This window comes from Rhodococcus sp. MT28 (assembly GCF_058792695.1).
Genome location: NZ_JBXAFD010000004.1, coordinates 571,896 through 585,670 on the forward strand (window position 1 = coordinate 571,896; position 13,775 = coordinate 585,670).

10 protein-coding genes and 1 pseudogene are annotated in these 13,775 nt (G+C 58.5%); 3 read left to right on the forward strand and 8 right to left on the reverse strand.

Annotation, left to right across the window (positions count from 1 at the left end):
• Positions 1-166: 166 nt before the first annotated feature.
• From AC1Q6C_RS19100 to AC1Q6C_RS19125, 6 genes and pseudogenes are all read right to left on the reverse strand, one after another.
• Positions 167-457: pseudogene (locus AC1Q6C_RS19100) on the reverse strand (glycosyltransferase); the annotation flags it as partial.
• Positions 454-1,503 carry a glycosyltransferase gene (locus AC1Q6C_RS19105; protein ID WP_007726612.1) on the reverse strand — a complete coding sequence of 350 codons (1,050 nt, stop codon included), beginning with the start codon at positions 1,501-1,503 and terminating at the stop codon, positions 454-456. The gene AC1Q6C_RS19105 and the pseudogene AC1Q6C_RS19100, both read right to left, overlap by 4 nt.
• Positions 1,500-2,822, reverse strand: coding sequence for an O-antigen ligase family protein (locus AC1Q6C_RS19110; protein ID WP_007726610.1), 1,323 nt, complete (start codon positions 2,820-2,822; stop codon positions 1,500-1,502). Before AC1Q6C_RS19110 ends, AC1Q6C_RS19105 begins: the two co-directional genes overlap by 4 nt.
• A gap of 1 nt (position 2,823) precedes the next feature.
• The gene (locus AC1Q6C_RS19115) at positions 2,824-3,966 is read right to left on the reverse strand and encodes a polysaccharide pyruvyl transferase family protein (RefSeq protein ID WP_007726608.1); all 1,143 of its coding nucleotides are present in this window, start codon (positions 3,964-3,966) and stop codon (positions 2,824-2,826) included.
• Positions 3,947-5,044 (reverse strand): glycosyltransferase, encoded by a 1,098-nt coding sequence (locus AC1Q6C_RS19120; protein ID WP_007726604.1) that lies wholly within the window; start codon positions 5,042-5,044, stop codon positions 3,947-3,949. Before AC1Q6C_RS19120 ends, AC1Q6C_RS19115 begins: the two co-directional genes overlap by 20 nt.
• A gap of 150 nt (positions 5,045-5,194) precedes the next feature.
• Entirely contained in the window at positions 5,195-6,715 is a 1,521-nt protein-coding gene (locus AC1Q6C_RS19125) for a sugar transferase (RefSeq protein WP_007726602.1), read from the reverse strand.
• 872 nt (positions 6,716-7,587) lie between these two features.
• Here AC1Q6C_RS19125 and AC1Q6C_RS19130 point away from each other — a divergent pair.
• The 3 genes from AC1Q6C_RS19130 to AC1Q6C_RS19140 all read left to right on the forward strand — a co-directional run bounded on the left by AC1Q6C_RS19130 (position 7,588) and on the right by AC1Q6C_RS19140 (position 11,111).
• On the forward strand, positions 7,588-9,057 hold the full coding sequence (locus AC1Q6C_RS19130) for a hypothetical protein (protein WP_228401969.1): 1,470 nt from the start codon (positions 7,588-7,590) through the stop codon (positions 9,055-9,057).
• Positions 9,051-10,523, forward strand: a complete 1,473-nt coding sequence (locus AC1Q6C_RS19135; protein WP_412770926.1) for a glycosyltransferase — start codon at positions 9,051-9,053, stop codon at positions 10,521-10,523. Before AC1Q6C_RS19130 ends, AC1Q6C_RS19135 begins: the two co-directional genes overlap by 7 nt.
• A gap of 261 nt (positions 10,524-10,784) precedes the next feature.
• Entirely contained in the window at positions 10,785-11,111 is a 327-nt protein-coding gene (locus AC1Q6C_RS19140) for a helix-turn-helix domain-containing protein (protein ID WP_228232489.1), read from the forward strand.
• On the opposite strand, the gene AC1Q6C_RS19145 is transcribed toward AC1Q6C_RS19140, so the two are convergent.
• Both AC1Q6C_RS19145 and AC1Q6C_RS19150 read right to left on the reverse strand, forming a co-directional pair.
• Positions 11,105-12,028: a UTP--glucose-1-phosphate uridylyltransferase gene (locus AC1Q6C_RS19145; protein ID WP_007726597.1), complete on the reverse strand. Its 924-nt coding sequence runs from the start codon at positions 12,026-12,028 to the stop codon at positions 11,105-11,107. The two genes, AC1Q6C_RS19140 and AC1Q6C_RS19145, sit on opposite strands and share 7 nt — an antisense overlap.
• Before the next feature lie 571 nt (positions 12,029-12,599).
• On the reverse strand, positions 12,600-13,748 hold the full coding sequence (locus tag AC1Q6C_RS19150; RefSeq protein WP_054187559.1) for a cellulase family glycosylhydrolase: 1,149 nt from the start codon (positions 13,746-13,748) through the stop codon (positions 12,600-12,602).
• Positions 13,749-13,775: the final 27 nt, after the last annotated feature.

A 13,775-nucleotide genomic window follows, 5' to 3' on the forward strand; every position in this document is an offset into this window, starting at 1 on the left:
ATGCTTGATGGGGAATGATGTTTCCACCTAGCGCGAATCGGGACAGACTGAACGGGATACGGCCACCGATTCCGATGGAACTTCCGGAGTCGTGGATGTTGCTCAGCCCGTAACCCCACCGCCAAGAGACGCCCCCTCCTTGATGATCTCGAGAGACTCTCTCCAGAACGTCACATGAATGGAACACGTCGGACGAGTGCATGAACCACAGCAACTCGCCACTCGCCAGTTCCGCACCGATGTTCATTGCGTCATAGCGACCGCTGTCGAGGCCTGTGTTCCACACTAACGAATCACCCAACGAATCAAGGTATTCGACAGTTCCATCCGTCGAACCACCATCGATCACGATGTGTTCGACTCCCTGTGCACTCTGAGCCCGGACGCTCTCGATCGTGCGGACCAGCCCCGAAAGATCATTCCTGGTGATGGTAATGACGGTGACCGATGAAGTCATCGAGAAGCCCCTATCGCGAATGCATAGGCGTCGATGAGTGCTGTACGCGAACTCATGACGTCCACTGTTCGGTTGAAATATTGTGTCTTGGCTTGAACAGTCGTTCGGTAGTCCAGGCAGTCGAAGTAATGTGTGACGGCCATTGACAGAGACTCCGCAGTATTGCCAGCGACTGGATAGCCGAGCGAGACCATACTTTTGATGTCACGACTGATCACCGAGACACCGACCGCGGCGGCTTCCGCAGCGGAAATCGGAGCGCCCTCCCAGGCCGCGGTATGGAGATACAGCGAACTGGCGCGCACTTCATCCAGCACCTGTTCAGCTGGAATCCAGCCCGTCACCCGAACCCCGGATTCCACGAGACTTTCTTTCAACCCGGCTTCGCCGTCTCCTACCCACACGAACTCGAACCTGCTCGACAACCTTGCTGCAATATCGGCGAACAGTTGGGGATCCTTTTGGGGAAATATCCTTCCCACCATCACTACTCGGCTTCTTTCAGCCGATGCTTCCGCTGTCCGAGGGCTGCTTGCGCGCAAATATGCGCCGTGATCGGTCGGGGATACATTGCCGACCACGATGGAGGTGGAGGAGTTCGACAACTCCGTAGTCAACTCGGCTTCTCGTCCACTCACGGCAACAACGCACTGACGCCGAATCGAGAGTAGCCCACGCTCAACGGACTTGTAGAGTACCCGCGCCAGGGGACTGACGTCGGTGCGCTCGAATGCGTAACAGTGTGGGGTGTATACGATTCCAGCTCGGTGCCCCGGGATGATCCGGGCGAGACCGGCAAGACTGGAATGCAGGTGGAGAACATCGAAATCTCCCCGGCGCACCATACGAATCGCGGACAGCAAAAGTGCGGCCAAACTTCCAGGTACCAATGTCACGCTGAGTTCGGAGGGGAAATTGTATGTGCTCTGCCCGGCCCGTTCGCGAGCAATCACGCAGTGATGCATTTCTGGCGTCAACGCCTGATAGTTCAATATCGCGGTGCTTACACCTCCTCCGAGCGCTTCCGTGACATGCAGAACTTTCATCGCGCACCATCCCTCGTCAGGCCGGCATCAACATGTGAGCTTCGAATATCTTCCATCGCAAGGTCTTCCGTCTCCGAAGTATCAACTGATCTTTTCCGCATACCCGAGGAGCACAAGAGAAGAATGAGAGGGCACAGGAAGGGAAGCAGACCGGTTCGATACGGTTGGATGGGCGCCTCCAGAAATCCCACAGCGACCGTAGTTACGATCAGCGCCCATGCCAAGTATCGATTTTCCACGTCAGTGGTCAGCAACGCCCAGGCCGCAGCGACGACAAGCACGGCAATTCCGAGAAACCCGACGGCAACGCCGAGTTCTAACCAAATGTTGTGCGCGGCATAGTTGGAGGAGAAGCGATACGCGTTATGCTCCGTCCAATAGTTCGCGCCGTGACCAACATTCGGACTCTCCGAAATCAGCTCCTTCGCCCTCATCCACAAAGCACCGCGATAGGTGTAATCGCGGAGCCCGTAAACTCGGAACACTGGCACAAAAGAAATCACCAACGCAACCATCGCAGCTGCCAGAGCCACAACCCGCGACATGCGGTTTCCGATACCGAGGACTACGAGGTAGCCGAGAACCAGACCGATCATCGCTGTTCGACTGCCAGAAATTTCGATCACGATGAGGCTCGCCAGTCCAACCGCCGCAACTGTGATCCAGTGTTGCCGATACACGGCAACGACGCTCAGCAGTGCGACACACAGCCCCAGGAAGTTGCCATTGCCTGTGATCGATGACGTGAGCACTTGGCCCGCCACAGTGCACTTGTCCAACCGACAGGTCTCGACCACAGCCTCAGGCCAGACGACGAAAACCACAGCCATGCTCAGACAAAGCGCAAGCAGACCCTGGTAACAAAGACGGGGCCAGTTCAGTACGTCAACCGAGAGCGCGCGGCACCACAGGAGCGTAGGCACAATCATGAATATCGCTCCGACGACACCGATGTCCACGACCCCGAAGATGAGGATCGGCATGATCGCCACCGCCATGACCAGTATCGCGGGGATATAGGGGAATGAATCTCGGGACCCGAGAGAGGCGATGAAAATCGCGATTCCGATGACAATCGAAGGCACGTAGGAGATCACGAAGACCGCGGAGCCAGAAACTGGAAGGTATAGGGCAAGGACGCTACCTAACACCGCCTTGAAAAGGACCGGCCATACCACCGATACCCAAAACCAGATCCCGATCAGCCCGCTTCTGGTACCTGTTGAGGTTTGACGGCGGGTTGGCAACACCGTCACCCCACGTACACGTGCGATCAGCAAGAGAAAAACACTGGCAAACAACAGGAACGAGAGGTTCATGTCATTGGCCAGCCGTCGGCAGGTGGCATGGCACAGCCAGGGAGCCGAGTAGGCGTTCCCTCTGGGACGCGACGGCCTCGATGCGTGAATCGATCAGGCGCCAGTAAGTGGCTGGATCGTCTCGTATCGATTCCACCGCGTCGAGAACGCGAGTTGCCGAAGTCCGTCGGGCATCGAGAACGTACTGTTCCAACCCCAGATCATGAAATGCTCCCCATGATTTTCGTTCGTAGCCCAGGTGCACACTCGGCTTTCCGGCGAGCAATGCAGACAACGATCCATGCAGGCGTGTACTGACAACGACGCGATTCTCCGCGCTCTCCAGATAGTGCTGCAATGGCTTTGGGGTTCCCGAGGAGTATTTGACGGTGAGTGGAGTGTCATTGTTTCCGCCACCGGTGGACTGAATCGCCCATACAACATGATCTGACCGAGCCAAGTCGGACAGAGTGTTCTCGTAGGATCCAGGGCGGGACAGCTCACGTGCCACGACTACCGGGCCATGCGTGATCTCGATAGTACGAGGTGTACGGACCTCCGCCATCTTGAGAACCGCCAGATCCGAGATTCGTTCGACATTGGTCAGGTCGGCGAACAATTCCCGTGATCGATCGTCACGAACGAGCACCTGATCCATCGCCTTCAGCGAACTCGCGATACGCCGACGGAGAATGTTCGGGAACGGACCGATACTCTGCGGCAGATAGATCTTACGCGCACGACTTCGTGCGGCAAGATCGAGTTGACCGAAATGCGCCCCCGCAGTTTTCAGGGCCTCGGAAACGGACGAACCCCGAAGGTATCCGCCCCCGACAGCGACTATCAAATCCGCTTGCTCGAACAGTATCCTGACAGGTGCCGGCCCGCCGGTGACGGTACTGGCCAGCATGGAAACACGTACGGATGCCTTCTTTTTCGGGTTCGGAATCCATGCCGACGTCCACTGATGAAACTTGACATGATCCGCCATCGGATGGTGACGGAACGATTCGGCATCAGTGGCAATCACGTCGACGACAGAATCCGGCCACACCGATCTCAGCAATTCGAGTGTTTCCTCCACCAGCAACCGGTCGCCGGAGTTTTGAGCACTGTATGCGTGAATGACCAGGATGCGCGGGTGGTCACGACTGTATTCGGGCAACGATCTCACTCCTGGTCGTCATGGTTCGGGACGCCTGCAAACCCATTGAATAGGCGAAATCTCGGTACTCGTCACTCGATACGACGCCGAGGGCGGACCGAAGGCTGGCCGCGCCGGTAAATGTGAGCACCGGCCCGGAGGTTCGCAGATCCTCGAATGCAGGTAGATCGGCAGCAACAACCGGCCGGCCGCGCGCCCACGCCTCCCATACGAACACAGGGTTGAGTTCGTTTCGGCTGGGCATAAATGCCGCGTCTGACCAATCCAGATAGGGCACAACGTCATCGACGCGTCCTACTAGTTCCACCGTATGCGAAGAAGACTTCGTACTGCCGAACCGCCGTTTCAGGTCTTCTTCTTCCGGTCCTGATCCCAAGATCTTTATTTCACACGGAATCTCGATATCTGACAGCAGTTCGGGAATACGATCGAAGCCCTTCTGCTTGGATAGACGGCCACAGGCCAGGAGCCGTAGCGGTGCCCCCGAAGATTCACGACGAATGGTTTCTCTCGAGTCAACTCGGATCAAGTTCGGCTCGTAAACAAGCCGAGCGTGCGGTCCGTAGCGTCGCTGACGAATCTGACTCACGGCTGATTCCGAAGGCGCGGTGATCAGCTTTGCGTGCCGAAGTGCTTTGCGAACGAGCATGTTCTCGACCAGGGAGAAAACGCCAGTTTCATCCGCACTCGGCAACTGATGGAAGGTCGCAATCAGCTCACCCGGAAGACGTTTGAGCAAACTCGAAACGCCGAGTGCGACATGGCTACCCCTCATCAGTGAATAGACCACATCCGAATGCTGTAGATGTGTTGCTATGGCTCGACTGGCTCCGACCAGTCCGCCAGGACTCCTTGGATAGTCGAGCATGACGAACTCGTCTGCGAGGTCCGCAACCTCGTTGAAGTCTCGGCATCCTGCAAACAAAGTGACCACGGTCGTATGTGTGTCGGTAAGCCCGCGCAATAACCCGCACAATGACTTCTGTGCACCCCCACCTTCCAACCAGGGCGCCACAACAAGCAACGACTTCAACTTTGGCGGTTCCGACACAAACTTCTCCTGGTCAATTTGCTCCATCACTTCCCAACATCGCCTTGAGCACCTTCGCGACGATCGTGTTCTCGCTCGTCATCGACCAGTTGTCGACGTACGAAAGATCAAGGGGAGCTATGCCTTTCCACCGAGAACATCACGAACTGAAGTCGGTCCCGAATCCGCATTCACGTCTCAGTACGCACCGTCGCTGGCCAACACCGCTTTCAACGTTTTGCCGACGATCAATACATCACCCATCAGCGACCAGTTGTCGACGTACGAAAGGTCCAGTCGTACAGTCTCTTCCCAAGAAAGGTCCGATCGTCCACTGACCTGCCACAATCCTGTAATCCCCGGCTTGACAAGAAGTCGGCGACTGACAGTTCCGTCGTAGGCCTCGACCTCGCGGCGAAGCGGAGGCCTGGGGCCGACCACGCTCATCTCGCGCCGAAGAACATTGACGAACTGTGGCAGCTCGTCAATCGAGTAACGGCGCAAGAAGCGCCCGACCGGTGTAACGCGCGGGTCGTCGCGCATCTTGAAGAGCACACCGGCGCCGTCGTTCTGGGCCATCAACGACTCCACCTGTGAGTCTGCGTTCTGGACCATCGAACGGAACTTCAGCATCGGGAATGGTTTGCCGTCCAGTCCCATTCGCTCCGCTCGATACAACACCGGGCCCGGGCTCGAGAGCTTGACCGCCAGAGCCGCGGCCAGGAGAACAGGTGCAATTGCTGCCAGTAACAATGACGCGAAAATTACGTCGAACGACGATTTCGCAAAGCGTTGCGCACCATGATATTTCGGTCGCTCGACGCGTATCAAAGGCTGACCGGCCACCGGCCGCATCGACAGGCGCGGCCCCGACACGTCGACGATACTTGGCGCAACGACCAGATCTACGTCCCGCGATTCCAGATCCCAGGCAAGTGCACGGATGCCATCCGAGCCGAGATGTTCGGTTGCCGTCACGGCAACGGTGTCTGCGCCGACAAGTTCCAGCGCTTCGACTACCGATGTCTCACCACCGAGGAGCGGTATGTCACGCCCGTCGACTGCGATGGACTCGTCCGCGCGCCGAAGGAACCCCGGCACACACACTCCGACCACGCGGAAACCGTCTGCGCTACCCCGCTCGAAGTTTCGTGCAAGTTCAGCGCCGGCATCCTTGCTGCCCACCACCAGTACCGATGTGAGGCACTCACCGCGAGTACGCCTTCGCACGATCACCCCACGCCAGAGCCAACGGCTCACCAGTAGCGCGAGAAGGCCGACAGGGAACGCGAATGCGAGGTAGAGCCGGGCGATATCGAGACGAAGCAGAAGGCTTACTATCGCAATGACGCCGAACAATCTCATCGCGGACACCAGGATTCGCCGATACTCCTCAGGACCGCTTCCGATCACACTCGCAGATCTGGTCCTGAATATCTGCAACGTCGCCAGCCACGCGATCACCACGCCGATCGACAAACCGGTGTAGCTGAACTGCCCGAGCTCACGAGCGTCGACGGCGGTCGGCGCGGCGCCGAATCGAAGCCACTGCGCAGCCGAAACCGCCGCTACGACAATCAGCGAATCCGTCACTGCCAGAGCACGTATGTATCGATGCTGCCACGCAGCACGCGAGGAAAACTCCGCACGGGAGTCCGGCACGATGCGCGGACGCCGATACCCGAGCGACGGCGCCATGGACATGTCCAATGCCGACATCTGACCAACCTTCCCGTTTGCGAGCCGCCAGGCCCCGACCGTTCTTCGGAATTTCCCGTTTGCACCCGAATGCTTCAGGCACAGCTAGAGATGGAGAAGAGCAAATGTTCCGCTTAGGTATCGGCAACATTGCAACTCGATAATCCGGAGGCATTGCACGTGCCGCGTGAGTACTATGAGAACATCTCCAAGGCCGGAGTTCAATTCGAATAATGTTGCAGGTCAAGACTCTAACCGGCAATTTTTCTTCCCAGCACACACCCAAAGATTGTTGGACGATCGTTCACGTTCAATCGCCGCAATGTCACGGTGCCATTTACGCTGTAGTTACCAGTTAGTAGCTATAGTTCAGCTATTGAGTAAATCCGCGGAAACGTCGAGGGCTTAGGTCCCGACGACTGCAATAGCTCACAAAGCGGACATTGCCTCTCACTGCTGACCACGGTTCTTTCGCATGGGTAACTGGACCCGAATCCACGCAACCGAGAACCGTCCCTGCACGCCGGGGACCTATGTCCCCGTAGGTCGAATCCGCCGGACCTGATTGAACTTTCTGCAATTCGCAAGTGAATTGCCCTTCGATATGGAGTAATTCGGCAGACCCGAAATCCCGCCATGCCATCCGGCCAACCCAGACCCGCACTGGGTACCGAAAAAAAGATTTCAAACTTCCCACTATGTGAGATGTGAGCATGTGAGACGTTCCGGCCGGACTGCTCGGGGACTGGCGCTTCGACGTGGCGAGGGCGATATGTCTCGATCAAGTAATGTCTGCATATGGCGCCGGACCGATGGCGATGGTCGGCAGTCCCCAGCGGTGCGCAGCCTCGAATCGCACGCAGATGTCGGGTAGTAAGCGAATGGAACTGGAAATGTTGAAGATTCGTGAGATCCGCTCCGAGTCCGGGATCATTCCTCGACTCGCAGTGCGGTGGTTGATGATCGCGCTCGCCACGATCTTTGCATTTTGGCCCACCTGGACCAAGCTTTGGCAGAGCACGGCCAGCGGAACTGCCATCGGCTACGTCTTCGCTCTACCGCTCTTGTGCCTGGTTGCAGCCGTCGGAACAGACTTGAGGCGCGGCCCGGAGCTTCCGATTCACGATCGTGAGACCGACAAGATAGTCGGCTGCATCGGTCTCTTCGTCGCGTTGGGACTTCAAGCGCTCCTGCTACCGCGTTTCGCCGAGACCTACGAACTGATGCATATCGACGTCATCGCAGCCTGGGTATTCGTCTGGAGCGCAGCGGTTCTGATGTTCGGCCTCCGTCCGGTCAATCGGTACTGGGCAATCTGGGTGGTCCCGATCATCTTGGCGCCGCTGCATTACCGCGCCATCGCGACCGAAATGGGCGGAACTCGTTTCGACTACAGCGTCCTCATGGTGCTTGTCGCGTCTGCCGCGACCACGATCGCCGTCAGTAGAACGTGGAGGCGAGGGGCGATCGCCTTCGTCGCCGCGACGGTGCTCGGTGTGGTGATTCTCTACTTCACGATTCAGACGTATCCCGCTGCTCCGCTTTTCGCCGTGCAGTTGTTTCCGGCACTCGGAACCGCAATCGTCGTCGGCGGTGCCTTCTATCTGTACGAACGCCGGGGTAAGTCGCTCAAACCGTTCGACCGACCACTCCGAAAGCCTTCGACAGCCACAAGCAACTGGACCATCCTCGCGGTGTTTGCCGCCGCAGTGCTGATGTTCTTCACGCCGCTGCCATCGACAAGTTTGACCGTCAACGTCGGTCCGCCCCCGGCTACTGCGGATCCTCGACTTGTCGTTCCGCTGGGCTGGCATCAGATTGGAGCATCCGAATACGACTGGCCCCGTCGCTACTTCGGCAGCACCGCCGAACTGAGTCGTCAGACCATTCGGGCCGACACTCCGAATCCCGCTTGGGACTCACAGATGCGGCCTCGCACGGTACAGATTGACGTCGTCCAGGTCCGTCGACCCTCCACGCTCGCCGTGTATCCCAGCAAGACCACCTACGACCTGGAGAACGCGAGAGTCAGCCCGACGGTCACGCTGGAGCTGCCGCACGGGATCGTCGCCGAGATGTACACGATCGTCGACGACGCTCTCCTTCTCACATGGAGCAATCTCAATTTCGTCTGGACGCGGGGCGACGGAGCAGCGCAACGAGTCAGCCTGATCAGCGTCGACAATCACGAACCCGACGCCTACTTCCCCGAACCGAAGCCGTCGATGGCGTCCAACGGTAGCAATACCCTCGCCGTTCTACTGCGTGGTGAAACCTCGACCGAAGACACCGAATCCGAGTACAAGGACCTGGACATGCTCGAAGCACTCGCTCGACTACTCGTGGAGGCTCAGACGTGGTGAACGCAAACCGAAGCCAGTCCAACAGTGTCGTGGTCAGCGGTGACCCGGATACAGCGGAGTACCGCGAGGCCGCCCTGCACGATGCAGTGAACGGTCTACGCGAGCGCCATCCGATCTCATCCGCCTCCGTGGCCTTCTATCCGTGGCAGCGAAATACGTTGTTGGCAGGCTTTGCGCTGGTCGTCGTCAGCCTCGTGTTCTTCCTCGTCCCGACTCTCATCGCGCTGACATTGATCTGCACCATTGGATACATCTGGGCGATGGTCGACCGTCTGATCTTGTTCACGAGGGGTCTCGATGCGTCCTCGATCATGACGATCAGTGACGAAGAGGCACTTGCTTTTTCATACGACGACCTTCCCACCTATACCATTCTGGTCCCCGCATACAACGAGCCTGAAGTCGTCGGCGACCTCATCGCAGCCATGCGAGCGATCGAGTATCCGGCAGACAAGATGCAAGTCCTTCTCCTACTGGAGGAAGACGACGCCGTCACTATCGAAGCTGCACTTGCCGCCGGTGTGGACGAGGTCGTCAGCATTCTGAAGGTGCCCGCGGCCGATCCACGAACCAAACCGAAAGCATGCAACTACGGTCTGCATTTCTCGACGGGCGAGATCGTCACGATCTACGACGCCGAGGATTCCCCCGACCCACTCCAATTACGTCGAGTAGTCGCAACTTTCGCGAAACTTCCCGAGAACACTGCTTGTGTTCAGGCCAAACTTGCATTCCACAACGGAACTCAGAACCTGTTGACCGCGTGGTTCACCGCCGATTACGCGCTGTGGTTCAGCTTCATCCTTCCTGGATTGATGCGGAGCAATTCACCGATTCCTCTCGGCGGCACCTCGAATCACCTACGCCGTAGCGTCCTCGACGAGATCGGGGCGTGGGATCCTTTCAATGTCACGGAGGATGCGGACCTCGGCGTGCGGATTGCAGAGAGCGGATATCGCACCGCGGTCTTGAATTCCACCACGCTCGAAGAAGCCAACAGTGACACGATCAACTGGATCAGACAGCGCTCGCGTTGGTACAAGGGCTATTTGCAGACGTGGCTCGTCCACATGCGCCAACCCGTCAAATTATGGCGAGGATTGGGTCCGATCGGCTTTCTCCGATTCACGATTCTCATGGCCGGCACACCTTTGGTCGCCACTTTGAACATGGTGTTCTGGCTCATCAGTCTGGACTGGATTCTCGGACAACCTGAAGTGATCCACCAGGTCTTCCCCAACTATGTCTATTTCCCCGCGTTGATCTCTCTGGCATTCGGTAATGCCGCTGTTCTCTACATGAACCTCGTGGCGTGCCGAGAAACGCGAAACGCGATGCTCCTCCTCGCCTGTCTGACTGCTCCGTTGTATTGGGTGCTGATGAGCATCGCGGCGATCAAGGGGACCTACCAATTGATTCGCAACCCGTCCTACTGGGAAAAAACCTTCCACGGTCTGAACACGTGACAACGCAACCCTCACGTTCTACACAGGTGTGAGTTATGTCTACTGATCCGCCTCACCCACAATTTCACCCGATTTCGGGTTTCACCGGAAAACGCACAGCTAGATGGTTGCGGTAAACACACAATCCAGTCACAAAACTTAACTACCGGTACGCGAGAACTGCGGTGATTGGTTGCCGAATGATCACAGATCAGCCGTCGAGCGCCTTACGTGTCGAGACGGCGCTGGCTTACCGCGCAGCACTCAGGCACTATGACCGGTATGAGCGGTTTTTCGGAATGGGTGAAGCATCAACTGGAACTTCGCCAAGAAACTGACGTAGCCGATGCTGCGCGTGCGCTGGGAATACGCCCCTCCGAACTCGGTCGGTGGCTGTCCGCGAAACGCCCCCCCACGCAGGACACGATCAGAACTGCTTGCCGCGTCTTCGACGTCCACGTCCAGGAAATTCTTGTCGCGGCGGGCTACATGACACCTGACGAGTCGGGTCTGGACGACAAGCCGATTTCGCTGTCGTCGCTCAGCACGCAAGATCTCCTCGATGAGCTGGCGAGACGCTCCGCGTCGCATAGCCTTGCAAGTCAGTAGGTCAGCTGCGGATCCGGCTGATCCAATCGTTCCTTGAGCCAGACTCGCAACTCCGGTCCGTACTCGGTGCGACTGAGCGCATGGTCGAGAGATGCTCGCAGAAAGCCTCCCGGGTTACCAAGATCGTGGCGGGTTCCGTGATGGACGACGACGTGAACCGGATGCCCCTCCGCGATCAACAGCGCTATCGCATCCGTCAGTTGTAGTTCGCCACCCTGCCCGGGTGAGATTCGTCTGAGCGCGTCGAACACGGCGCGATCGAGAAGGTATCGTCCGGCCGCGGCGAGAGTGGACGGAGCATCCTCAGGAGCCGGCTTCTCAACCATGCCGATGACGGCAAGCACATCGGGATCGCTGCCCTCCACAGGTGTTTGGACGTCGAATACTCCGTAGGCCCCAACACGATCGGGCGCGACGTCGAACGCGCACAGCACAGAACCACCACGCTCGGCACGTACCTTCGCCATCGCGTCGAGAATGCCGCAGGGGTGGACCAGATCGTCGGGAAGCAGCACCGCGAACGAGTCCTCGTCCGCATCCAGCACCGATTCGACCAGACCGACAGCGTGTCCCAATCCCAGCGGAGACTCTTGCACAACCGGCTCCACCGAGATCAGGCCCGGAGCCCGACGCACACGTTCGAGTAGATGGTGCTTCCCGCTGGCGGCGAGCTTGCCCTCGAGCACCAGGTCCTCGACGAAATGCCCGACGACCGATGCCTTGCCCGGCGCAGTGACGATCACCAGACGTTCCGCGCCTGCTTGCGCCGCTTCGCTGGCGACCAGCTCGATCCCGGGTGTATCGACCACGGGGAGCAACTCTTTCGGAACCGTCTTGGTGGCCGGGAGGAAACGAGTCCCCATTCCGGCAGCCGGAACCACAGCAGTCTTGAAAGGCCGTTCAGCGCACCCAGTCATCGTTCACCTCTCCGCTCACGCGATGTTTCACACACTTACCGTTACGCGCATGCAGCGGTCGTCCCCTCATTTCGACGACCGAAGCTCACACCGCATGTACAGCCTGCGCACAAGGTCTACCGGGCGGCCGATGCCGCCGCAAGTTGACTCGAACTCGGAATTCGTTGCGCGCGAGAGCTACACACCACCCCTCGATGTCACTTCCACGAGGGGCGCGCCGCACTCCGCGCACTACCCGTTACCGCGGCGAACGGTTGTGATCGTATTTCGACGTTGACCACGGCGGGACGTAGCAACTGACCAAAGAGACAGGTACGACACAACTTCCGAACTCAGCGCCTCAACCGGACCGTCCCCAGCCGACCCGGACGTAGGTCCTGGAAGCGTCGCATCGATGGTCCCGTGCGACTTCACCCGTCTTCAAGTTCGGTTATCCACAGGTGAATGCCACTGAATACCATTGAATACGAACGAAATACGGTCATCACGCCACAACACCAGATTCAGGTTGTTATCAAATCGTGACCATACTCCCACTGGATGGAACTCCCAGTGGACTACTAGCAGTGTCCTAACTTGCCAGTGAAGCAATCACGTCGAAGAGTGGATCGTCAGGCCCGATATCCATTGTGCATTCGTTCGGCCGTGGATCCGGCACGAATGCCCACAGGAGAGCTCCGGCCGTACCGGCCACCTTCTGCCCCGTCAGCTTCGTCTCGATATTCGTGGCTCTGGTCGCCAGTGATTCACAACTGCCTGCCAATTCGCCTGTCTCGGCGACCAACAACGGCTTCCCGACGTTCGCCGCCTGTTCGATGCGACGCGCCAGTCCGTTCCACTGGTCGCCCGGAAGCGGAACCCCGTCTGCTCCGTAGTCGTGATACTGCAGAACGTCGACGAAGTCGGACTCGCTCACGTACTGGTAGTCGTCACCCGCAGTGCCGCACTGACCGCCCCCGACGTATCCGGCCGTGATCAGGGTGTTCGGATCGATCGCCCGAAGTTCGGCGCCTGCCGTGTCGAAGAACTCCCGCAACACCTGCGCGGAATCAGACGGGCACGTTCTTGTCCACCAATTGCAGGCGGCATCGGTACACAGGCTCGGCTCCGGCTCCCCCACCAATTCCCACGCCGCGACGGAAGGCTCGTTCTTCCAACGGTCGACGGCGGTGTGCATCCAGTCCTGGAAGCTCATGGTGGCTCGACCTGGGATCAGGTTCGCGACCTTCCACTCGTCGGTGTACCAGTCCCTGGATTTGAACAGCCCGTCATCACACCCGCTGTCCTGGGGTGAGAGCACCGGAATCGTGAACTGATTGTGTCGCGCCGCAGCGTCGAACACCGCGTCCATCGGGCCGAAATCCATCTCCCCGGACACCTTGTTCACCGCGAGCGCCTGGAACGCGTTGAAACGCGTGACGGAGTTCGGTGGCAGAGAACCGAAGTAGGCATCGAGATCGACCATGGCGCCACAGCCGAAGTTCACCGACCAATCAGTGGCCAGTTGATAAGCATTCAGCCCGGTAGGCCACCATGGCTGTCCGTCGAGCGTCAGTCCGCTCGACGACGCTCCCACCCGAACCGTCTTGGGCGAATCGGCAACCACCGGCGTCGTGAACATTCCTGTCACCACCGCGACGGTTGCAAAGCTGACTACAGCGGCAGCGATACGGCGACGCACTGTGCCAGGCACACGCGGACGCACTTCTTCAGAAGACATCTACAACCATCCACGTCATACGGACAA

Bases quoted from the DNA above. Each gene is read 5' to 3' on its own strand.
- AC1Q6C_RS19125 (WP_007726602.1), bottom strand. From the start codon at position 6,715: ATGTCGGCATTGGACATGTCCATGGCGCCGTCGCTCGGGTATCGGCGT.
- AC1Q6C_RS19150 (WP_054187559.1), bottom strand. From the start codon at position 13,748: ATGTCTTCTGAAGAAGTGCGTCCGCGTGTGCCTGGCACAGTGCGTCGC.
- AC1Q6C_RS19120 (WP_007726604.1), bottom strand. From the start codon at position 5,044: ATGGAGCAAATTGACCAGGAGAAGTTTGTGTCGGAACCGCCAAAGTTG.
- AC1Q6C_RS19145 (WP_007726597.1), bottom strand. From the start codon at position 12,028: ATGACTGGGTGCGCTGAACGGCCTTTCAAGACTGCTGTGGTTCCGGCT.
- AC1Q6C_RS19140 (WP_228232489.1), top strand. From the start codon at position 10,785: ATGAGCGGTTTTTCGGAATGGGTGAAGCATCAACTGGAACTTCGCCAA.
- AC1Q6C_RS19130 (WP_228401969.1), top strand. From the start codon at position 7,588: ATGTTGAAGATTCGTGAGATCCGCTCCGAGTCCGGGATCATTCCTCGA.
- AC1Q6C_RS19110 (WP_007726610.1), bottom strand. From the start codon at position 2,822: ATGAACCTCTCGTTCCTGTTGTTTGCCAGTGTTTTTCTCTTGCTGATC.
- AC1Q6C_RS19105 (WP_007726612.1), bottom strand. From the start codon at position 1,503: ATGAAAGTTCTGCATGTCACGGAAGCGCTCGGAGGAGGTGTAAGCACC.